Origin of the sequence: Sphingomonas vulcanisoli (genome assembly GCF_011761305.1) — a bacterium.
GTDB classification, from domain to species: domain Bacteria; phylum Pseudomonadota; class Alphaproteobacteria; order Sphingomonadales; family Sphingomonadaceae; genus Sphingomonas_I; species Sphingomonas_I vulcanisoli.
Genome location: NZ_JAAOZC010000012.1, coordinates 25638 through 47143, shown reverse-complemented (window position 1 = coordinate 47143; position 21506 = coordinate 25638). Strand labels below are relative to the sequence as shown.

The window sequence follows — 21506 nt, the reverse complement described above, 5'->3', positions numbered from 1 at the left end:
AGGCCAGCCCCCTCTAAGCGCCCCGCCTTTCATCGGCTCACGATTATCGTGGCAGCTTCGAAGAGACAATTTTTTTGAGAAGTATTCGTCGGAGCGCACCGAATGCGCCCGCGTCGACCCTTAGCAGTGTCTATCTCGCGTATATCGATCAAAGGATGATTGCGCGCTCTAGCTGTCCGTGGAGAGCAATATGCGCGTTAATTCAGACCCACAAACTCGAACGGCCAACGTCTCAATCGAGCCGCTGACCGTTCGGATCCCGACAGCCGTTCAACTCACCGGCTTAAGCCGCTCACGTATCTATGAGCTGATCGAGGCTGGCGATTTGGATATCGTCAAAGTCGGTCGCTCGACGCTCATTCCATTCAAGAGCCTCAGGAGACTGATCGGAGAGCAGGTTTGAACCGTGTGCCAAAGGTAGATACTGGCGCTGGCTCCTCTTTTCGAAGATCGTCCACGTAGTCTGACCACCATTGCATGAGTCTTACCCGCTCAGGCCAATATTCACCGCGCGTGTAGGCTCTCCGGATTTGGTTCGCTTCAAGATGGGCCAGCTGGCGCTCAATAGCGTCTGGATGCCAAAGTCCGGATTCGTTCAGGAGCGTTGCTGCCATCGCCCTGAAACCGTGCGCTGTCATCTCATCCCTGCCGTATCCAAGCCGACGGATCGCTTGGTTCACGGTGTTCTCCGACATCGGGACATTTTGCTTTCCAAGGCACGGGAAAACGTAGCGATCATGTCCCGTCAGGTCGTGCAGGTTATCGAGCAATTCCATAACTTGACGCGATAGCGGCACCTGATGAGGGCGGCGCTTCTTCATCTTCTCCGCCGGGATCATCCAGACGCACGCATCCACGTCAAATTCTCGCCATTCCGCGCGGCGAAGCTCTCCAGGCCGGACGAACAGGTGTGCCGATAGCTTTAAGGCATAGGAGGTGATCTCACAGCCCGAATAAGCTTCGATTGCCCTGATCAACTGCCCCGCCTCTCGCGAGGTTGTGATCGCAGCGAGGTTCTTTGCTTTGGGCGCCACGATCGCGCCGCGTAAGTCTGCCGCGACATCGCGCTCGATCCGCCCAGTCGCCACGCCATAGCGAAAGACTCTGCTCAGAACGCTGCGAAGCCGGCGAGCCGTCTCGTAATGCCCTTTGGCTTCGATCTTTTTTAACGCCGCCAGAGCATCAACGGGGCGGATCACTTCGATCGGCAAGGAGCCTAGCGCGGCATACGCCTTATCGAGCAGCCATCGCGTCTTCCCAATCGTGATGTCGGCAAGTCCCTCTTGCTCCAGCTTGCGCAACCATTCTTCCGCGACGACCCGGAAGCTGTTGCCGGGCGCAATCTTGATCTTTGCGGCACCCCTTCCAAACCGCTTCACGATCGCGGGGTCGATGCCTTCGCTGAGCAGTTCGCGGGCCTGCTCGCACTTTCGACGAGCATCAGCGATCCCGACCTTTGGCCAAATGCCGATATGCAACGTCTTCTGTCGGGTTTCGAAGCGATAGCTCCATCGCCAGATCTTCGATCCACAGGGTTGGATGACGATGGCAAGGCCTCGGCCATCGGACATACGAAACGCCTTGTTGGTCGCCTTGGCATGGGTGATCTGAATATGAGTCAGTGTCATGATGTCAGCTCCGTGAGGGGCTGTGCCAACACCAACATCAGGACCAACAAATCGTCGACTCTGCTGTTGGTCCTGGCTGGATCAGCCCGGATTTAAGCCGACGAATGTCCTGGGGTTTTCGCTTGAAAACCAGTCGCTTACTGGACGTCCTCGGACGCGCCTGGGAAAGCGTTTGGTGCCCAGAAGAGGACTCGAACCTCCACGACCTTGCGATCGCCAGCACCTGAAGCTGGTGCGTCTACCAATTCCGCCATCTGGGCACGGGGTAGGGCGCGGCCTCTAGGCGGGGGGCTTGTCGCTTGTCAACCGAATGCGGCGGCTTGCGCGGGCGTGCCGCCGAAGGCATGGACCGCACCGCGGTACAGGCCCGAGGATAGCAAGCGCGATGGACCAGGTGGTGACGGTGTTCGGCGGCGGCGGCTTTCTCGGCCGCTATGTCGCGCAGGAGGTGCTGAAGGCGGGTGCGCGGCTGCGCGTGGCCGAGCGCGATCCGCGCGACGCCTGGTTCGTGAAGCCGCTGGGCGGGCTGGGACAGACCCAATTCATCGCGGCGGACGTTACCAAGCCGGAAAGCGTGGCCAAAGCAGTGGCGGGCGCGACAAGCGTGATCAATCTCGTCGGCATCCTCGCGGGCGATTTCGACAAGGTGCATATCGAGGGCGCGAAGAATGTCGCGGAGGCCGCGCGCACGGCGGGCGCGGCGGCGTTGGTCCAGATTTCGGCGATCGGCGCCGATCCGCTGGCCGAATCGGCCTATGGGCGGAGCAAGGGGCTGGGCGAGCAGGCGGTGCAGGGCGCTTTCCCGGGCGCGACGGTCATCCGGCCTTCGATTGTGTTCGGGCCGGAAGACAATTTCGTGAACCGTTTCGCGGGGCTGATCTCCAAGCTGCCCGTGGCACCGATCATTCGACCGACCGTGCGGTTTCAGCCCGTCTGGGTCGGCGATCTGGCGCAAGCCATCGCGCTGGCGGCGCTCGATCCCAAAGCGCACGCGGGCAAGACCTATGAACTCGGCGGGCCCGAGCCGATCAGCATGGCGGCGCTCAATGCCTGGATCGCGCAGGCGATCGGGGCAACGCCGCGATTCCTGTCCGTGCCGGATCCGGTGGCGCGCGCGATGGCTCGGTTCGGCGGCCGCCTGCCCGGCGCGCCGATGACGTGGGACCAGTGGCTGATGCTGCAGAACGATAATGTCGTGGCGCCGGGCGCTGCGGGGTTCGATGCGTTCGGTATCGCGCCCCGCCCGCTGGAGGCAATGGCGCCGGCATGGCTGGTGCGCTTCCGCCGCGAAGGCCGCTTCAGCCTTACGACCGCTGCATGAGCATCCTCCAGCCGATCATCCTCGGCATCGTCGAGGGCGTCACCGAATTCCTGCCCGTCTCCTCGACCGGCCACCTCATCCTCGCAGGCGCGCTGCTCGGCTATGACGATGAGAAGTGGAAGGTGTTCAACATCGTCATCCAATTGGGCGCGATCCTGGCGATCGTCGTGCTCTACTGGCGCACTTTCTGGGCGGTGTTTCACGGGTTGCTGCGGCGGGATGCGACATCGATCCGCTTCGTGCGCAATCTGCTCGTCGCCTTTGTCCCGGCTGCGGTGATCGGGCTGGCGCTGCACAAGAAGATCGAGGCTCTGCTCAGCCGGCCGGACATTGTCGCGGTGGCGCTGATCGTGGGCGGCGTCGCGATCATCATCATCGAGCGGCTGGTCAAGGCGGCGCGGGTTTCCGGCGTCGCCGATATACCGGTGCGGACGACCGTCGGCATCGGCATCGTCCAATGCCTGGCGATGATCCCGGGCGTCAGCCGATCGGGCGCGACGATCATGGGCGCTTTGTCATTGGGCGTCGAGCGGCGCACAGCGGCGGAGTTCAGCTTCTTCCTCGCCATTCCGACGATGCTCGGCGCGACACTGATCGAGCTCAAGAGCAATTGGCATGAGATCGGCCACGGCACTGTCGGCTGGGGAACAATTGGCATCGGGTTCGTGGTCGCGTTTGTGGTGGCCTTGGCGGTGGTGCGGGTGTTCGTGCCGTTTGTGTCAAAGCACGGTTTTACGCCGTTCGCCTGGTATCGAATCGGTGCAGGCGCGGCGGCATTGATCTGGCTGTGGAAATGATAATAGTACCGAAACGGACACACTAGATTTGTCTGAAGCCTAAAATTCCAGGAAAGTGCAGATAAGTCCCTCAATATAGGACAGTTGTGCTTACCCATCCTATCGACTTCGTCTGTGGATAAGGCCATGAAGCTCGCGGAGGGCTTTCATGCTGCAATTCACCAAGGTCGGTCAGGATTATCCCGAAAAGCGCGCAGCGGGCGACCGCGCCGCTGATTTCGCGGAGATCTCAACGAGCTTCGTAGTGGAGACCGCCGAAGAGCAGAGTTCGCGTTGCTCGCAATGCGGCGTGCCCTATTGCTCGACGCACTGCCCGCTCCACAATCATATTCCCGACTGGCTGAGGCTGACCGCCGAGGGGCGGCTGCGCGAGGCTTATGAGCTGAGCAACGCAACCTCGACGATGCCCGAGATCTGCGGCCGCATCTGTCCGCAGGATCGGCTGTGCGAGGGCAATTGCGTCATCGAATTCTCCGGCCACGGCGCGGTGACGATCGGATCGGTCGAGAAATTCATCACCGATACCGCCTGGGAAAAGGGCTGGGTCGAACCGCTCGCGCCCGGCCCCGATCGCGGCCAATCGATCGGCGTGATCGGCGCGGGGCCGGCGGGGCTGACGGTCGCCGAGCTGCTGCGCGTCCAGGGTTACGAGGTCCACGTCTATGATCGCCACGATCGCGCGGGCGGGCTGCTGACCTACGGCATTCCCGGCTTCAAGCTGGAAAAGCCGGTGGTGATGCGCCGGGTCGATCGGCTGGCGCAGGGCGGCATCGTCTTCCACCAGAGCTTCGAGGTCGGCCGCGACGCGACGCTTGATGAGCTGCGCGCACGCCATGATGCGATCGTTATTGCCACCGGCGTCTACAAGCCGCGCGCGATCAAGGCGCCCGGTGTCGGTGCGGACGGCGTGATCGAGGCGCTCGACTATCTCACCGCATCCAACCGCAAGGGCTTCGGCGATGCCGTTCCGGCGTGGGACGACGGCAGCCTCAATGCGCTCGGCAAGCGTGTGGTCGTGGTCGGCGGCGGCGATACCGCGATGGATTGCGTGCGCACCGCGATCCGCCAGGGCGCGGCCTCGGTCCGCTGCCTCTACCGGCGCGACAAGGCCAACATGCCGGGCAGCCAGCGCGAAGTGAAGAATGCCGAGGAGGAGGGCGTCGAGTTCGTCTGGCTTTCCGCGCCCGAAGCGTTCCACGATACCGGCGGCACCGTCTCCGGCGTGCAGGTCAGCCGGATGCGGCTGGGTGCGCCCGATCCCAGCGGCCGCCGCACCCCTGAAGTCGATCCCGGCATGGGCGAGCGGATCGACGCCGATCTCGTCATCAAGGCGCTGGGCTTCGATGCCGAAGACCTGCCGCGCCTGTTCGGATCGCCCGATCTGGCGGTGACGCGCTGGGGCACGCTCCGCGTCGATCACAAGACGATGATGACCAGCCTCGACGGCGTGTTCGCGGCGGGCGACATCGTCCGTGGCGCCAGCCTGGTGGTGTGGGCGGTACGCGATGGTCGCGATCTGGCCGAGCGGATGCATGCTTATCTCAAGGCGAAGGCTGCGACAAAGCTGCTGGAGGCGGCTTGATGCGCGGATTGCTGATCGCACTGGCGCTGATCGCCGCGCCGCTTTTCGCTCAGGCTCCTGCGCCCGCAGCGGTCGATCCCGCGCGGCTCGTCGCGGCGCGCGCACTCGCGCAGAAGCTTGTCCCGCCTGATTTCTATAAGCGGAGCCTGGCTTCTTCATCGGCTGCGATGACCAACAGCGTGACGAGCCAGATAATGGATCTGCCGCTGAGGCTGATGCTCAGCTCTGCCGGCATCTCGAACGACGAAATCGCCAAATTACCCCCGGGAAAGTTGCATACCGCGACAATGATCGTCGATCCGGCTGTTGAGCAGCGGCTGAAAATCGCGGTCGAGATCGGGAAGGATGCGATGGCCGAGATCATGGCCCAGCATGAACCATCGATGCGTGAGGCGATGGCGCAGGTTTATGCGGATCATTTTTCGCTGGCACAACTTCAGGAGATCGATGCTTTCTTCACGACGCCCACCGGGCGAAGTTTTGCCTCTCAGCAGCTCGCAATGCTCAATGACCCAAGCATGCAACAGCAGATGCGCGAGCTAACCCGCCAAGTCGTCCAGCGCATGATGACGATTTCAAAACAGATTGCGACGGACACCGCTGCACTGCCCAAGCCCAAGACGCTCGCGGATCTGACCGATGCGGATCGCGCCAAGCTGGCCGCGTTGCTCGACACGACGCCCGATAAGCTCAAGGCCAAGGCAACCAAATGATGCGAGCTTTTGCCATCGCTGCTGCTTGCGCCCTCGGTCTGGTTACACCCGCGCTCGCACAGACGCCGACCGCACCGGCGGCTCCCAGCACGCCCAGCGGCGAGATTTGGGATCTCGATCAACTGCGCGTGGCGCGCGACGTGCCAGAGGAGAAGATGAAGGCGCTTGAGCCGGCGCATTCTTTGGATGCGGCGATCAAGACGCTGACCGACCTCGGCGTTGCCTTCACGCGGACGCACGTCCGTATCGTCGCCGACAAGTTGCCCGAGGAGTTGCGCAACGCTCTGCTCGCACTTCCGCCCGGCGAGCCGTTCATCTTGCCCGAAAACGAGTTTTGGTCGGTCAGCGTCATCGTCGGCCGGAGCTTGCCGCCGGGCAGCGTCCGCTTTCTTTTCTCTCCCCATACCGCTCCTTTGCGGAAGGTCTGAGCCTTATGACCCACGTTCCTTTCCTCGCCTCCGACGCCGAGCGCGCGCGTATCGCCGACGAGGGCATGTATCGCCCCGATATGGAGGGCGATGCCTGCGGCGTCGGCCTTGTCGCCGCGACCGACGGCAAAGCCTCGCGGCGTGTCGTCACGGCGGCGGTCGATGCGCTGAAGGCGGTGTGGCATCGCGGCGCGGTCGATGCCGATGGCAAGACCGGCGACGGCGCAGGCATCCATCTCGATATTCCCGCCGCCTTCTTCGATGATGCGATCGAGGCCGCCGGGCATCGTCCGCGCGGCAATCGCCTCGCGGTCGGCATGATTTTCCTGCCGCGCACCGATCTCGGCGCGCAGGAGAGTTGCCGGACGATCATCGAGAGCGAGATCATCGATTTCGGCTACACCATCTATGGCTGGCGGCAGGTGCCCGTCGATGTCTCGTGCATCGGCGATAAGGCAATGCTGACCCGGCCCGAGATCGAGCAGATCATGATCGCCGGCCCGATGCCCGATGAGGAGAGCGAGGCCGAGTTCGAGAAAAAGCTCTATCTCGTCCGCCGGCGGATCGAGAAATCTTTGATCGAGGCGCAGATTCAGGGCTGCTACATCTGCTCGCTCAGCACCCGGTCGGTGATCTACAAGGGACTGTTCCTCGCGGCCGAGCTTTCGGTCTTCTATCCCGATCTGCGCGACGAGCGGTTCGTCAGCCGCGTCGCGATCTTTCACCAGCGCTATTCCACCAACACCTTCCCGCAATGGTGGCTGGCGCAGCCGTTCCGCTGCCTCGCGCACAACGGCGAGATCAATACGATCCGCGGCAACAAGAATTGGATGAAGAGCCACGAGATCAAGATGGCCTCGCTGGCCTTCGGATCGCACTCGGAAGATATCAAGCCGCTGATCCCCGCCGGCGCCTCCGATACCGCCGCATTGGATGCGGTGTTCGAGACGATCTGCCGTTCGGGCCGCGACGCGCCGACCGCCAAGCTGATGCTGGTGCCCGAAGCCTGGGCGGGCTCCGATCTGCCCCAGCCGGTGGAGGACATGTACAATTATTTCGCAAGCGTGATGGAGCCGTGGGACGGGCCCGCGGCGCTGGCGATGACCGATGGCCGCTGGGTGGTGGCGGGCGTCGACCGCAATGCCTTGCGCCCACTCAGGACGCTGCGCACCGCGGACAATCTGCTGATCGTCGGCTCCGAAGCGGGCATGGTCATCGTGCCCGAAAGCTCCGCGGTGGCGAAGGGGCGGATGGGCCCGGGCCAGATGGTCGCGATCGATCTGGAAGAGGGCAAATTCTACGACGACGCCGCGATCAAGGATCGGATCGCCGCCGAAGCGCCGTACAGCGACTGGATCAAGGGCTTCCGCTTGATGGCCGATCTGCCAGTGCCGCCCGAGGCCGCGCCGCCGGCATGGACACGCGCCGAGCTGATCCGCCGCCAGATCGCGGCCGGTCAGACGATGGAGGACATGGAGCTGATCCTGGCGCCTCAGGTCGAGACCGCCAAGGAGGCGATCGGATCGATGGGCGACGATACGCCGCTTGCGGTCATCTCGGACAAGCCGCGGCTGATCAGCCACTTCTTCCGCCAGAATTTCAGCCAGGTGACCAACCCGCCGATCGACAGTCTGCGTGAGACGCGCGTGATGTCGCTGAAGACACGGTTCGGCAATCTCGCCAACATCCTGGATACCGAAGCGCAGCAAGTGGGTGTGCTGGTGCTTGATAGTCCCGTGCTGACCAGCCGGGACTGGGCGACCCTGCAGGCGCATTTCTCCACCAGCTACGCCACGATCGATTGCACCTATCCGGTCAGCGATGCGCCCGATGCGCTGCGCCAGGCGATCACCCGCGTGCGGCGCGAGGCCGAGCAGGCGGTGCGGGAGGGCAAGAGCGAGCTGTTCCTGACCGACGAGAATGTCGGGCCGGAGCGGGTTTCGATGGCGATGGTGCTGGCGGCGGCGGCGGTGCATACCCACCTCGTCCGCAAGGGGCTGCGCTCCTATGCCTCGGTCAACGTGCGTTCGGCGGAATGTCTCGATACGCATTATTTCGCGGTGTTGATCGGCGTCGGCGCGACGACGGTGAACGCCTATCTCGCCGAGGCGGCGATCGCCGATCGGCATGCGCGCGGACTGTTCGGCGACAAGAGCCTCGCCGATTGCTTCAAGGCGTGGCGCAAGGCGATCGACGACGGTCTGCTCAAGATCATGAGCAAGATGGGGATCGCGGTGATCTCCTCCTATCGCGGCGGCTATAATTTCGAGGCGGTCGGCCTCTCCCGCGCTCTGGTCAACGATCTCTTCCCCGGCATGCCCGCCAAGATTTCGGGCGAGGGTTATGCCTCGCTCCAGCTTTCGGCGCGGCTGCGGCATGAGAAAGCGTTCGAGGGCGGTCCTGCGGTGCTGCCGGTCGGCGGCTTCTATCGCCAGCGCCATGACGGCGAGAGCCACGCTTATTCCGCGCAGCTGATGCACCTTCTGCAAACCTCGGTCGCCAACGACAGCTACAGCCAGTATCTGCAATTCTCGCGCGGCGTTCGTGACCTGCCCCCGATCTATCTACGCGATCTGATGGAGTTCAACTGGGCCAAAGAGCCCTGTCCGATCGACAGCGTCGAAGCGATCACCGAGATCCGCAAGCGCTTCGTGACGCCCGGCATGAGCCTCGGCGCGCTCTCGCCGGAAGCGCACGAAACGCTGGCGATCGCGATGAACCGGATCGGCGCCAAGGCGGTTTCTGGCGAGGGCGGCGAAGACAAGATCCGGTTCACGCCCTATCCCAACGGCGATAATGCCAATTCGGTGATCAAGCAGATCGCGAGCGGCCGCTTCGGCGTCACCGCCGAATATCTGGGATCCGCCGAGGAGCTGGAGATCAAGGTCGCGCAGGGCGCCAAGCCCGGCGAGGGCGGGCAGTTGCCCGGCTTCAAGGTGACCGAGATGATCGCGCGGCTGCGCCATTCGACGCCGGGCGTGACGTTGATCTCGCCGCCGCCGCACCACGATATCTATTCGATCGAGGATCTGGCGCAGCTGATTTACGATCTCAAGCAGATTAATCCGCGCGCACGGGTCTGCGTGAAGCTGGTGTCGTCGGCGGGAATCGGCACGGTCGCGGCGGGCGTTGCCAAGGCGCATGCTGATGCCATCTTGATCGCCGGCCATGTTGGCGGCACGGGTGCGTCACCGCAGACCAGCATCAAATATGCCGGCACGCCGTGGGAAATGGGCCTTAGCGAGGTCAATCAGGTGTTGACGCTCAATGGCCTGCGCCACCGCGTCAAGCTGCGCACTGATGGTGGCCTCAAGACCGGGCGGGACATCGTCATTGCCGCGATCCTCGGTGCCGAGGAATATGGCATCGGTACGCTTTCGCTGGTGGCGATGGGCTGCATCATGGTCCGCCAGTGCCATTCGAACACCTGCCCGGTCGGCGTCTGCACGCAGGATGAGGCGCTGCGCGCCAAGTTCGTCGGCACGCCCGAGAAGGTGATCAACCTGATGACCTTCATCGCGGAGGAGGTGCGCGAAATCCTCGCCCGGCTCGGCGTGAAGAGCCTCGACGAGATCATCGGCCGTACCGAGCTCCTCCGCCAGGTCAGCCGCGGCGCCGAGCATCTGGACGATCTCGATCTCAATCCCGTGCTCGCCAAGGTCGATGCGCCCGATCACCATCGTCGCTTCATGCTCAGCACCTTCCGCAACGATGTGCCGGACAGTCTTGACGCGCAGATGATCCGCGATGCCGCGCCGGTGTTCGCGCGGCGCGAGAAGATGCAGCTGACCTATACGGTGCGGAATACGCATCGCGCGGTCGGCACGCGCTTCTCAGCCGAGATCACTGAACGCTTCGGGATGAGCGCGCTGGCCGACAATCATGTTCAGGTGCGGCTGCGGGGAAGCGCGGGCCAGTCGCTCGGTGCATTCGCGGTCAAGGGGCTGACGCTCGAGGTGTTCGGCGAGGCCAATGATTATGTCGGCAAGGGGCTTTCGGGCGCGACGATCATTGTCCGCCCGATGGTCTCCAGCCCGCTGGAGAGCAAGGCCAACACGATCATCGGCAACACCGTGCTCTACGGCGCCACCTCGGGCAAATTGTTCGCGGCGGGGCAGGCGGGGGAGCGGTTCGCGGTGCGCAATTCGGGCGCGACCGTGGTCGTGGAAGGCTGCGGCGCCAACGGCTGCGAATATATGACCGGCGGCACCGCGGTGATCCTCGGCGCGATCGGCGACAATTTCGGCGCTGGCATGACCGGGGGCATGGCCTTCGTGCTCGATGAGCATGGCACGTTCGAGGGGCGCGCCAACCCCGAGAGCATCGGCTGGCACCGGATCGGATCGGCGCGCTGGGAAGCCACGCTGAAGGCGCTGGTCGCCGAACATGCGGTGGCGACGGACAGCAAATGGTCCAACACGATCCTTGACGATTGGGATCGATGGAAGGGCAAGTTCTGGCAGATCGTGCCGAAGGAGATGATTTCGCGGCTGCCCCATCCGCTGGAGGACGCGGCGGATGCGATCGATGAGGTGGTTGCGGCGGAGTGACTCGATCCTCCCCTTGCCGGGGAGGATTTGAAGTTATTCCTTCCAGGCCCAGTAGAGCTGGGCCGGGGGAATGTTCACCGGTTCGAAGGCGTGGTCGATCGTGTCGAACGCCAGCGCCATGAAATCGCGGCACTTGGGGCTGAACTGATAGACTAAGAAGGCACCGCCCGTGCGCAGTGCGTCATAGGTTTCGTGCGCGATCTTGGGTCCGACGCCGGGCGGCAGGGTGGAGAAGGGCAGGCCGGAGAGGACATAGTCGGCCTCGGTGTGGCCATTGTCCTTGATGATCTGGACGACGTCCGCGGCCGATCCGTGAACCGCGACGAAGCGCGGATCGTGGATGCGATCGCGCAGATAATCGATGAACTCGCGATTGGTGTCGATCACCAGATAGGTGCCGTCCGGACCAAGCCGCTCGAGGATCGCTTCGGCGAAGGTGCCGACGCCCGGGCCATATTCCACAAAGAGCCTGGTGTTCGCCCAATCGCAGCGCGACAGCATGTGGCGGATCAGCTTCTTCGACGATGGGATGATCGAGCCGACCATCACCGGATGGCGCAGGAATTCCCGAAAGAACATCGCCATGGGGGTCAGCTTCGCCGTGCCGCGCTTGTCGGCGCCCCGCTGCAACGCCTGCTCGCCGGCGGGTGCGTTCATATTTCCAGACCCTTTGTCATTCTTCTTCAAACTCTATCCCGTCGCACAAAGCCGCGCGCAAAGGCAAGCGACGGGGGTTTGAAGTGGGGCGTGCTGCGGTTATTCCTGAGGCATGGATAAGACGAAGCGTGGCGCGTGCGCGGTGATCTTCATCAGCCGCCGCAATGCCAATGATCCGCAGGGCTATGCGCAAGCATCCGAGACGATGGCGGCCGAGGCAGCGCGCCAGCCCGGCTATCTCGGTATGGATAGCGTCCGCGATGCCGATGGCGAGGGGATCACGATCAGCTTTTGGCAGGATGAAGCCGCGGCGCTCGCGTGGCGGAAACATGCCGAGCACAGCCTGATCCGGGACCGCGGTCGGAGCGACTGGTACGATCGTTACGGGGTAGTAGTCACACGGATCGAACGCGCGTATCATTGGCGGCGATGAGCGATCCCGCCGCCGATCCTGCACCCAAGGGTGGCGATATCGTCCGCCGCCACGCGCTGCCGGTGCGGATATGGCATTGGCTGAACGCGCTATCGGTCTTCGTCATGCTGATGAGCGGGATGATGATCTTCAACGCGCATCCGCATCTCTATTGGGGGCGGTACGGCGCCAATTTTGATCATAGCTGGCTGGACATCGGCGCGGGACACATCCGCATCGGGCCGCTGACCATTCCCGTGCCGCCGCCGATCGGGGTGGTGATCCACGGGCGGCTGTTCGCCTTCTCACCCATTCTCACCATCCCTGCGCATTATGATCTGGCGGGCGCGCGCCAGTGGCATTTCGCTTTTGCCTGGCTGCTGGTGGTGCCGGGGCTGCTGTTCGCGGTGTGGAGCCTGGTACGCGGGCATTTGCGGCGCGATCTCGCGCCCCGCCCGGCGGAGCTGCGGCCGCGCCATATGTGGCACGACATCAAGGATCATGCCCGGCTGCGCTTTCCCACGGGCGCCGCGGCGCTGCGCTACAATATCCTACAGAAGCTGGCCTATTGCGCGGTGCTGATCGTGTTGCTGCCCGGCGTGGTGCTGAGCGGACTGATGCTGTCGCCGACGATGAACGCCGCTTTGCCCTGGCTGTTGGCGCTGATGGGCGGGCGGGCGTCGGCGCGATCGATTCACTTCATCTGCGCGATGGGGCTTGCGGCCTTCATTCTGGTCCACCTGCTGATGGTGCTGTTGGCGGGCCCGATCAACGAGGTGCGCTCGATGCTCAGCGGCCGCTACCGCCTGCCGCGCGAGCGCGCCGAATGATCAGCCGCCGTCAGCTCATCGGTGCGGCGGGAGCTGGTGCGGGCGGGCTTCTGTTGAGCGGTTGCGACAAGATCGCCGCCAGCCCGTCGGTCCAGGCTTTGCTGGAGTTTGGTAACGCCGGCACCCGCTTGGCGCAGCGTGCCGTTACCGACCGCGCGGCGCTGGCGCCAGAATATAGCGGCGCGGATATGTCGCCGGTGTTCCGCGTCAATGGCAACGCCACGCCGCGATCGTCCGATTATGCGCGGCTGCTGGCGGGCAGGTTTGCCGATTGGCGGCTGCAGGTCAGCGGTCTGGTGGCGCATCCTCTCAGCCTTTCGCTGCAGGATATCGGCCATATGCCGGCGCGCACCCAGATCACGCGCCACGATTGCGTCGAGGGCTGGAGCGCGATCGGGCAGTGGACGGGCGTGCCGCTGCGGCTGATCCTCCAGCAGGCCGGGCTATCGAGCCGCGCCCGCTACATCGTCTTCCGCTGTGCGGACGATTTCGGCGGCACGCCTTATTATGAATCGATCGATCTGATCGATGCCTTCCACCCGCAGACCATCCTCGCCTGGGCGATGAACGGGCGAATGCTCTCGGTGCCGCACGGCGCTCCCCTCCGCCTCCGCGTCGAACGACAGCTCGGCTACAAGCAGGCCAAATATGTTATGGGCGTCGAGGCGGTGGAGAGCTTTGCACATATCGCCGGCGGCAAGGGCGGCTATTGGGAGGATGTTTCCCGCTATCAATGGTATGCCGGGATCTGATCCTCCCGGTTGCGGTCAGCCGCAGCGCACCGAGCCCGGGCCGCTCTTCTCGATCGAGCAACGCGGGTGGCCAGCGATGTCGACATCGCCCGGACCGGAGACATTGCCGGTGGCATTATGCGCGGCATTGGTGGTGATGCCGCCCGGGCCGGACACGTTGAGATCGAGATCGAGCGAGACGAAATCCTTGCCGTGGATGTTGCCGGGGCCGGAGACGTTCATCCGCGATCGCGACGCATGCCCGGCCAGCGTGATAGTGCCGGGGCCACCGACCGAGAGATGCGCCTCGACGGTTTCGAGCATCCCGATCCTGAGATCGCCCGGACCCGAAACCGATGCCTCGAACGCCCGCGCTCGGACATGATCGACACTCATATTGCCCGGCCCCGAGACTGAGGATCCCGTAAGCGCCGGCGCGACGACATCGATCACCGTCCGGCCGGTGTGGCCGAACCAGTGCCAACCGAAGCTCCAGTTGCCGGGCTTGGTGCCGATCCAGAGCGTGCCGTTGCGGACCTCGACCTTCAGCCGATCGAGCACTTCCTGCGGGCCATCTGCGCGCGCGCTGGGCGCTCCGCCGACGTGAACGCGCACGTCGAACGGGCCCGCGCTCTCGACGCGATCGAAGCCGCCAATGGGGAAGGTGCGGGTGGCAGCAGCGGCGGGCATCGCCGCACCGGCCAGTAGGGCAAGGGTAAGGAAGGCACGCATGACATCATCTCCGCTGTGTTAGCGAAGTGATACACTTATGCCGTGCGAGCGGTCAAGCGGGTACACCGCCAACCACAGACATAAGTCACCCCGGACTTGTTCCGGGGTCCACTTTAAACGGGCTTAAGCGCCTGCGGATGGGTGGACCCCGGGACAAGCCCGGGGTGACGATGATCGAAAGCAAGCCGTTGCTTAGGCCGCCGCAACCTTGTTGTGGATCGCTGCCGCGGCGCGGAGGATGTCGAGGATCTTCACCTGCGCGGTGGGCTCATCGACCTGCTCCATCGCAGCCAGCTCGCGGGCAAGGCGGCTGCACGCTGCTTCGAAGATCTGGCGCTCCGAATAGCTCTGCTCGGGCTGATCCTCGGCGCGGAACAGGTCGCGCACCACCTCGGCGATCGAGACGAGATCGCCCGAGTTGATCTTGGCCTCATATTCCTGCGCGCGGCGCGACCACATGGTGCGCTTGACCTTGGGCTTGCCCTTCAGCGTCGCCAGCGCGTCCGACATCTGCGCGTTGGACGAAAGCTTGCGCATGCCGACACTCTCGGCCTTGTTGGTCGGCACGCGGAGCGTCATGCGCTCCTTCTCGAAGCGGAGAACATAAAGTTCGAGCTTGGCGCCGGCGATTTCCTGGCTTTGCAGTTCGATCACGCGGCCGACACCATGCTTGGGATAGACGACATAATCGCCCACGACGAAACTCAGCGCCTGTGCAGCCATTGCTCTGCAGCCTTTCTGTTCAATAAGCCCGAGGGCGCCCTGCGAGGTCCAACGCGAACGTGGCCCGGCAGCAGCGCGCGGGACGAAATGATCTAACCGTTTTCAGAGGACTCGATCCGGACGATCGGTCTCGAGGCCGCTTGTAACACAAAATCAACAGTTACGCCAGCTTTGCGGCTTATGCTGCAATGCGGCGTTCGTTCCGGATATGCAATAAGCCCGGCGGGGCTAACTTATCCTCCCGCATCGGGGAGGATGGCCCATCAATCGCCCTGGCCGGGTTCCGGCGAAAATTGGTTTTCGTATTTGTCCGCAACGCCCTTCCATTCGTCGGCGTCGGCGGGCGCTTCGCGCTTGCGGGTGATGTTCGGCCATTGGTTGCCGAACGTATTGTTGAGCTCCAGCCATTTCTCCAGCCCGCCCTCGGTATCGGGCAGGATCGCCTCGGCCGGGCATTCGGGCTCGCAGACGCCGCAATCGATGCATTCGCTGGGGTTGATGACGAGCATATTCTCGCCCTCATAGAAGCAATCGACCGGGCAGACCTCGACACAGTCCATATATTTGCAACGGATGCAGGCGTCGGTGACGACGTAGGTCATTCTTCAATAGCTCCCGGGAATGCGCTGGCGCATATGGCGTGCGCCCCGCGCGCGTCAACACTCGTGTGGCGATTGCGGCGAGAGGTCGGTGTAACAGGCTCGCGCTTCTGTCGCGGGGCCGCGGCGATCGGGCAGGGCCTCGATGCGCAGAATGTGGACGCGATCCTGATGCGCAAAGCTTAGCACCATGCCCGGCCGCACCTCGGCATGGGGCTTGTCGCAGGGTCGGCCATCGATGCGCAGGCGTCCCTGTTCCACCAGCGCGGCGGCAAGGGGGCGCGTCCTGGTGATTCGCAGGAACCAGAGCAATTTGTCGAGCCGCATCAGCTCCGCAGCGCCGCCAAGGCGCCGAAGGCGTTGCCGGGCCGGGGCGCGCGGGGTTTGGCGCGCGCTTCCTCGCGCTTGCCACGCCAGCGCCAGCCCTCCTCCGTACGCCCGAAACCGAGCGCGAGCATCAATTGCTGGAAGCTTGGGCTGGAGAGCCCAAGCGAGGTGGCGAGACCGGGATCGGGGGAGAAGACCGCGCGACCGGTACGCGCGTCATGCGCCGCACGCGCGAGCTTCTCGACCTGATCGACGCGCAGCATCTGCGCCCCCAGCGGCCGGAAGCCTGCCAGCAAAAAGGCCTGGGCAGCGGCGGGTTCGGCGGGGGTCGCCACCGAAACCGCGCCCGGCGGGGGCAGCGGCGGCATCACCGCATCCTCCTGCGCGGCGGCGAGCGCGATCCGCCAGCGCGTCGGCTCGGGCTTGATCAGCGCCGGCACGAACAGATCGAGCGTGCCGAGCCGGATGCCGAGCTTGTAGACGCGCGGGCGCAGATCACGATCGATCGCCGTCACCACCGTCTCCATCACGCGCCGCGCAACCACGCCGCCCGCCTCGGCGAGGTTGGCGAGCAAGGCGCGGACCGCCGCCGCCTCATCCGGATCGCGCGCCGCCTCGGCCATCGCCGCTAGCGGCGCGAGATGGCGGGCGATGTTGCCCTCCAGCCAGCGCCGGAGCCGTCCGCAGATCGCATCGCGCACCGCTTCGGGTAGTGCGCCGAGCGCGCGGTGCAATTCAAAGCGGGGGTGGAGCAGGCTCTTGCCGCGCGTCAGCCGCGCGACGACGTCGCCGCGCCAGAACAGAGCCACGGGACGGCCGATATCGGTGGCAAGATTGAAAGCGGCGTCCTCATCCTCGATCAGCGCCTTGGCCCGCTTACCCAATTCCTCGCCCAGGCGGCGTTCGGCGGCGGCCATCAGCCGCTTCATGTCGCCGTGGCGCGCCTGCGGATCGGCTTTGAAGCGGAAGCCTATCAGCAGCCCGATCGCCTCGCCATCGACCGTGACGGTGCCGTCCTCGGCAACCTTCATCGGCAGCAAATCCGCGCCGCGCGCGCCGAGATCGCGCATCAGCACCGAGGTCCGCCGATCGACGAAGCGCTGCGTCAGCCGCTGGTGGAGCGCGTCGGAGAGCTTCTCCTCAATTCCTCGGGCGCGCTCGGCCCAGAGGCCGGGATCGGCCAGCCAATCGCGGCGGTGGGCGATATAGGCCCAGGTCCGCACGCCGGCGAGGCGATCGGCCAAGGTCTCGACATCGCCCTGTACGCTTTCCAGTCGCACCAGTTCGTCGGCGAACCAGCTGACCGGGATATGCCGGTCGCCCTCGCTCAAATGGCGGAAGATGCGGCCGATTAGGCGGCTATGCGGTTCGGCGCCCGTCTTGCGGAAGTCGGGCAGTCCACAGGCGTCCCACAGCCGCGCGACCATCGCCTGGCCCTTGGCGCGCTCGCGCACCCACGGCTCGTCGGCCAACCGCTTGAGCACCGCGAGATCCACCGCCTCGGGCGCGGCACGGAGCACGATCTTGTCGGGCTTGCGCTCGAGATCGGCGATCAGGCGATCGATGCTTGCGGTGTTGGGATCACCGTCGCGCCAATAAAGATGATCGAGCGGCGGGATGTGGTGCCCCTCGATCGCGTGGACCTCCTCATCCTCGAAATGCGCGTTCGAGCCTTCGAGGCTGAGCGAGCCGAAGGTGCCGTCGCGTTGATGCCGTCCTGCGCGCCCCGCGATCTGCGCCATTTCGGAGATGGTCAGGCGGCGCGTCTTGCGTCCGTCGAACTTGCGTAGAGAGGCGAAGGCGACGTGGCTGACATCCATGTTCAGCCCCATGCCGATCGCATCGGTGGCGACGAGATAATCAACCTCGCCCGCCTGGAACATCGCCACTTGCGCGTTGCGGGTGCGGGGGCTGAGCGCGCCCATCACGACCGCCGCCCCGCCGCGCAGACGGCGCAGCATCTCGGCCACCGCATAGACTTCCTCGGCCGAGAAGGCGACGATGACCGAGCGTTTGGGCAGGCGCGAAAGCTTCGCCGGCCCGGCATAGGTCAGCGTCGAGAAGCGCGGACGGGTGATGATCTCCGCTTCCGGCGCCAAGGCGGCGAGCATCGGGCGGAGGGCATCCGAGCCCAGCAGCATCGTCTCCTCGCGCCCCCGCGAGCGCAGGATGCGATCGGTAAAGATATGCCCGCGCTCGCGGTCCGCGCCGAGTTGCGCCTCGTCCAACGCGACGAACGCGAAATCGCGGTCCATCGGCATCGATTCGGCTGTGGTGAGGAACCAGCGCGCCTTGTCGGGCAGCACCTTCTCCTCACCAGTAATGAGCGCGACCGAATCCTTGCCCTTGATAGCGACCACCCTATCATAGACCTCGCGCGCCAGCAGGCGGAGGGGGAAGCCGATCAATCCGCTCGAATGGCCGCACATGCGCTCGACCGCGAGATGGGTCTTGCCCGTGTTGGTCGGACCGAGCACCGCAACAAGCGGCCGGTCGGTAAAGCGCGTCATGGCCGGACCAAGATGGCGGGTCCGGCGGCGAAAGCAACTGGCAAATCCTCCCCAGCTTTTGCTGGGGAGGGGGACCGCTCGAAGAGCGGTGGAGGGGAAGTGCGGAACGGTAGGGATTTTCTCCTCCACTGTGCTGCACATGGTTCCCTCCCCATGAAATCATGGGGAGGGCGCTTCACGTTGTTCCCGCGATTCACCGGGAAAACGAGTCGCCTCGTCGCAGCTTCGCGCCGAATCTCGCTGATTAAATTGACTTTAACCCCTCCGCTTTACACTCCTCCTGCCGGGTGCTCCGGCAAGACGTGCGCCGAACAGGGATACAGGGGCGATGATGATCCGGCGTGAGGCGGAACTGCTGATGGAAGGTGGTGGCGGTTCGGCCGCGACTGTCCGAGCCCGCAGCTTCGGCCTGCTCGATACGCCCGCCATCCGCCGTGGCATCGAAAAGACGCAAGGGATCGATCTGGTCGTTGATCTCGGCGCGCGGATCGGCAGCGCCACCTGGTGGCGCGGGCTCGCGACCTGCACGGCGCTGTGCGCGCTTACCTTCAGCATGGCGCCCTCGTTCCGGCCCCTGATCGGCGCGTCGCCGGCGCCGCTTGCGGAGACGCAGGAGCGGGAGAATCGCCGTCAGGCGATCGCGCCGCAGGCGTTCGGCGCGGACACTGGCGCGCGTGCTCCCGCCACCAACCTCGTCGAGCGGCTGACCGATACGCCCGAGCGGCCGCAGATCCAGCTTACCGCCACGCTCGGCGCGGGCGACGGCTTCGCGCATGCGCTGGAGCGCGCGGGTGTCGGTGCGGATCAGGCGCAGCAGGCCGCCGATCTGGTGTCCGAACAGATGAGCCTGGGCGAGATCAAGCCCGGCACGCGGGTCGATCTCACGCTCGGCCGCCGCCCCAACAAGCAGGTCGCGCGGCCGCTTGATCGTCTGGCATTCCGCGCCAAGCTCGAGCTTGCCCTGGAAGTGCAGCGTATTGATCAGGCACTGAAGCTGATCCCGCATCCGATCGCGGTCGATGAGACGCCGCTGCGTATCCAGGGCCGCGTCGGCGCCAGCCTGTTCGCGGCCGCGCGCGCAGCGGGCGCTCCGGCGCAGGCGGTGCAAACCTATCTGCGCGCGATGGCGCAGCATGTTTCGGTTGGTGCGATCCGCGCCAACGATCGCTTCGATCTGATCGTCGCGCACCGCCGTGCCGCCACCGGGGAGACCGAGACCGGCGGGCTGCTCTACGCGGGGCTCGACGAGGGCAAGAAGGTGCTGCGCCTGCTTAAATGGGACATGGACGGCAAGGAACAATGGTTCGATGCCGCCGGCGTGGGCGAGCAGCGCGGGCAAATGAAGATGCCCGTCGCCAACGCGCATGTCACCTCGGGCTTCGGCCAGCGTTTCCACCCGATCCTGGGCTATAGCCGGATGCACCAGGGTATCGATTATGGCGCGCCGATGGGATCGCCGATCGACGCCGCGACGGACGGCGTCGTCAGCTTCTCGGGCTGGCATGGCGGGCATGGCAATTATGTCCAGATCCGCCACCCGGGCGGCATGGGCACCGGCTATGCGCATATGAGCCGCATCCTGGTCCATGCGGGCGATCATGTCCGCGCCGGGCAGATCATCGGCTATGTCGGCTCGACCGGGCTTTCGACCGGCCCGCACCTCCATTTTGAGGTGTTCAAGAACAATGTCGCGGTCAATCCGCTGAGCGTGAAGTTCACGCAGGCGGCGCAGTTGGCGGGCAATACCCTGGCACGGTTCAAGGCAACGCTGGCGCATCTGCTGGCGACGCGCGTTTCGGGCTGAACGTCCGGCGAAGGATCGCCCTCCAAGGTCTATCGGATGACGAAAACGCGCTTTGGCGCGTCGCATGTCAGCAGACGAAAAAAAGGCCGATCCCGAAGGACCGGCCTAAAGTCTAGGAGAGGATGCCTGAAAGGCAGGATCGATATCTGCCAAAACTATTTATGTTGCAAGTGCGAACGGCATTGCTGCGATTGCGAATTCCGCAATCGGCCCTTATATCAGCCGTGATAGACGGGATCGTAAGGCCGTAGCGGCCGCAGGAGACGGAAATTGCGCAGATTGCCGCCGCTGACGGCTGTCGAAGCCTTCGTTCAGGTGGCCCAGCTGGGGTCGGTAAAAGCTGCTGCCGAGGAGCTTGCGCTGTCATCTCCCGCGCTGAGCCGCCGCATTCAAGCGTTCGAACGCTTTATCGGCCGCCCGCTTTTCGATCGCCGGCATCAGGCGATGGTGCTCAACAGCGATGGCGAACAGTTGCTCAGCCGGATCGCGCCGCCGCTGGATGCGCTGTCGGTCGCGATCGATGAAATGATGGGCGACGCGGATCTGCTCCGTCTGAGGTTGAGCACGCAGCCGCTTTTTGCAGCGCAGCGTATTCTTCCAATTCTGCCGACGCTGCGCGCGCGCTATCCCGAGCTGCATATCGACATCGATACCCAGCCCTATCCGCTCGCCCGGCTGGGCGAGGGCATCGATGCCGCGATCGTCATGGCGCGGGAGATCGATCCCGCTTTCTACAGCCGGCGGGTCGCGCACGGCCGCATCGCCGCGATCGGCGCATCGACAATGAAGGAAGGGCCGGATGCGCTGCGTGAACCAGCCGACATCGCGCGCGCCACGATCCTCGTCCACCGCGATATGGCCGAGCTTTTCACCCACTGGCGGGAAGCAGTCGGCGAGCCTGATCTCGAGCCGCTGGCGATCGATCATTTCGATTCCGGGCCGCTGATGCTCGAAGCGGCCGCGCAGGGTCTCGGCGTTGCCTTCATGCTGCAGGAGCATGTCGAGCTTGCGCACGACAGCCGCCTCATCAACCTGTTCGAAGACAAGGTGGACAGCAGCTACAGCTATTGGTTCGCCTCTCGCCGTTCCGCGCTTTCCAAGAAGGCGGTGCGGCTGTTCCACGATTGGCTGTTCGAAGCGGTCGCCGATCCGGAGGCGTAGG

The 21506-nt window shown here is 64.5% G+C and carries 19 protein-coding genes and 1 tRNA gene; 12 read left to right on the top strand and 8 right to left on the bottom strand.

The genetic code is table 11. From position 1 onward, the window contains the following. The first annotated feature begins 190 nt into the window (after positions 1–190). Positions 191–403, top strand: a complete 213-nt coding sequence (locus FHS31_RS15610) for a helix-turn-helix domain-containing protein (RefSeq protein WP_167075248.1) — start codon at positions 191–193, stop codon at positions 401–403. Here FHS31_RS15610 and FHS31_RS15605 read toward each other — a convergent pair. Then, positions 375–1628 (bottom strand): tyrosine-type recombinase/integrase, encoded by a 1254-nt coding sequence (locus tag FHS31_RS15605; RefSeq protein ID WP_167075246.1) that lies wholly within the window; start codon positions 1626–1628, stop codon positions 375–377. The two genes, FHS31_RS15610 and FHS31_RS15605, sit on opposite strands and share 29 nt — an antisense overlap. Before the next feature lie 173 nt (positions 1629–1801). Further along, a tRNA-Leu gene (locus FHS31_RS15600) sits at positions 1802–1888 on the bottom strand. Positions 1889–2013: 125 nt separating this feature from the next. On the opposite strand from FHS31_RS15600, the gene FHS31_RS15595 reads away from it, so the two are divergent. The 6 genes from FHS31_RS15595 (at position 2014) to gltB (ending at position 11019) form a co-directional block, all read left to right on the top strand. Continuing rightward, complete coding sequence (locus FHS31_RS15595; protein ID WP_167075244.1) at positions 2014–2949, top strand: complex I NDUFA9 subunit family protein; 936 nt, start codon at positions 2014–2016, stop codon at positions 2947–2949. Beyond that, the gene (locus FHS31_RS15590; RefSeq protein WP_167075241.1) at positions 2946–3746 is read left to right on the top strand and encodes an undecaprenyl-diphosphate phosphatase; all 801 of its coding nucleotides are present in this window, start codon (positions 2946–2948) and stop codon (positions 3744–3746) included. The genes FHS31_RS15595 and FHS31_RS15590 overlap by 4 nt, the downstream gene beginning before the upstream one ends. 148 nt (positions 3747–3894) lie before the next feature. After that, the gene (locus FHS31_RS15585; protein ID WP_167075239.1) at positions 3895–5328 is read left to right on the top strand and encodes an NAD(P)-dependent oxidoreductase; all 1434 of its coding nucleotides are present in this window, start codon (positions 3895–3897) and stop codon (positions 5326–5328) included. After that, the gene (locus FHS31_RS15580; protein WP_167075236.1) at positions 5328–6041 is read left to right on the top strand and encodes a DUF2059 domain-containing protein; all 714 of its coding nucleotides are present in this window, start codon (positions 5328–5330) and stop codon (positions 6039–6041) included. Before FHS31_RS15585 ends, FHS31_RS15580 begins: the two co-directional genes overlap by 1 nt. Then, positions 6038–6469, top strand: a complete 432-nt coding sequence (locus tag FHS31_RS15575; RefSeq protein ID WP_167075234.1) for a hypothetical protein — start codon at positions 6038–6040, stop codon at positions 6467–6469. Before FHS31_RS15580 ends, FHS31_RS15575 begins: the two co-directional genes overlap by 4 nt. 5 nt (positions 6470–6474) lie before the next feature. After that, entirely contained in the window at positions 6475–11019 is a 4545-nt protein-coding gene (gene gltB / locus FHS31_RS15570) for a glutamate synthase large subunit (protein ID WP_167075231.1), read from the top strand. 33 nt (positions 11020–11052) lie between these two features. Here gltB and FHS31_RS15565 read toward each other — a convergent pair whose 3' ends face one another. Next, a complete protein-coding gene (locus tag FHS31_RS15565; protein ID WP_167075228.1) occupies positions 11053–11676 on the bottom strand; it encodes a class I SAM-dependent methyltransferase in 624 nt (207 codons plus the stop codon). A 112-nt stretch (positions 11677–11788) separates the two neighbouring features. Here FHS31_RS15565 and FHS31_RS15560 point away from each other — a divergent pair, with 112 nt between their 5' ends. From FHS31_RS15560 to FHS31_RS15550, 3 genes are read left to right on the top strand one after another with little or no spacing between them, the layout of a single operon-like run. Beyond that, positions 11789–12109 (top strand): antibiotic biosynthesis monooxygenase family protein, encoded by a 321-nt coding sequence (locus tag FHS31_RS15560; protein WP_167075224.1) that lies wholly within the window; start codon positions 11789–11791, stop codon positions 12107–12109. Then, a complete protein-coding gene (locus FHS31_RS15555) occupies positions 12106–12918 on the top strand; it encodes a cytochrome b/b6 domain-containing protein (RefSeq protein ID WP_167075222.1) in 813 nt (270 codons plus the stop codon). The genes FHS31_RS15560 and FHS31_RS15555 overlap by 4 nt, the downstream gene beginning before the upstream one ends. Beyond that, a complete protein-coding gene (locus FHS31_RS15550) occupies positions 12915–13670 on the top strand; it encodes a molybdopterin-dependent oxidoreductase (RefSeq protein ID WP_167075221.1) in 756 nt (251 codons plus the stop codon). The genes FHS31_RS15555 and FHS31_RS15550 overlap by 4 nt, the downstream gene beginning before the upstream one ends. A 15-nt stretch (positions 13671–13685) precedes the next feature. On the opposite strand, the gene FHS31_RS15545 is transcribed toward FHS31_RS15550, so the two are convergent. The 5 genes from FHS31_RS15545 to FHS31_RS15525 form a co-directional block, all read right to left on the bottom strand. Beyond that, positions 13686–14381, bottom strand: coding sequence for a head GIN domain-containing protein (locus FHS31_RS15545; protein ID WP_167075219.1), 696 nt, complete (start codon positions 14379–14381; stop codon positions 13686–13688). A 192-nt stretch (positions 14382–14573) separates the two neighbouring features. Further along, positions 14574–15104 carry a CarD family transcriptional regulator gene (locus FHS31_RS15540; RefSeq protein ID WP_167075217.1) on the bottom strand — a complete coding sequence of 177 codons (531 nt, stop codon included), beginning with the start codon at positions 15102–15104 and terminating at the stop codon, positions 14574–14576. A gap of 263 nt (positions 15105–15367) precedes the next feature. After that, positions 15368–15706, bottom strand: a complete 339-nt coding sequence (fdxA, locus tag FHS31_RS15535) for a ferredoxin FdxA (protein ID WP_167075215.1) — start codon at positions 15704–15706, stop codon at positions 15368–15370. 54 nt (positions 15707–15760) lie between these two features. Continuing rightward, positions 15761–16030 carry an RNA-binding S4 domain-containing protein gene (locus tag FHS31_RS15530; protein ID WP_167075213.1) on the bottom strand — a complete coding sequence of 90 codons (270 nt, stop codon included), beginning with the start codon at positions 16028–16030 and terminating at the stop codon, positions 15761–15763. Next, positions 16030–18540, bottom strand: coding sequence for a helicase-related protein (locus FHS31_RS15525; protein WP_167075211.1), 2511 nt, complete (start codon positions 18538–18540; stop codon positions 16030–16032). Before FHS31_RS15525 ends, FHS31_RS15530 begins: the two co-directional genes overlap by 1 nt. Positions 18541–18868: 328 nt before the next feature. On the opposite strand from FHS31_RS15525, the gene FHS31_RS15520 reads away from it, so the two are divergent. Next, the gene (locus FHS31_RS15520; protein ID WP_167075209.1) at positions 18869–20344 is read left to right on the top strand and encodes a M23 family metallopeptidase; all 1476 of its coding nucleotides are present in this window, start codon (positions 18869–18871) and stop codon (positions 20342–20344) included. A 270-nt stretch (positions 20345–20614) separates the two neighbouring features. After that, complete coding sequence (locus FHS31_RS15515; RefSeq protein ID WP_167075207.1) at positions 20615–21505, top strand: LysR substrate-binding domain-containing protein; 891 nt, start codon at positions 20615–20617, stop codon at positions 21503–21505. Position 21506: the final 1 nt, after the last annotated feature.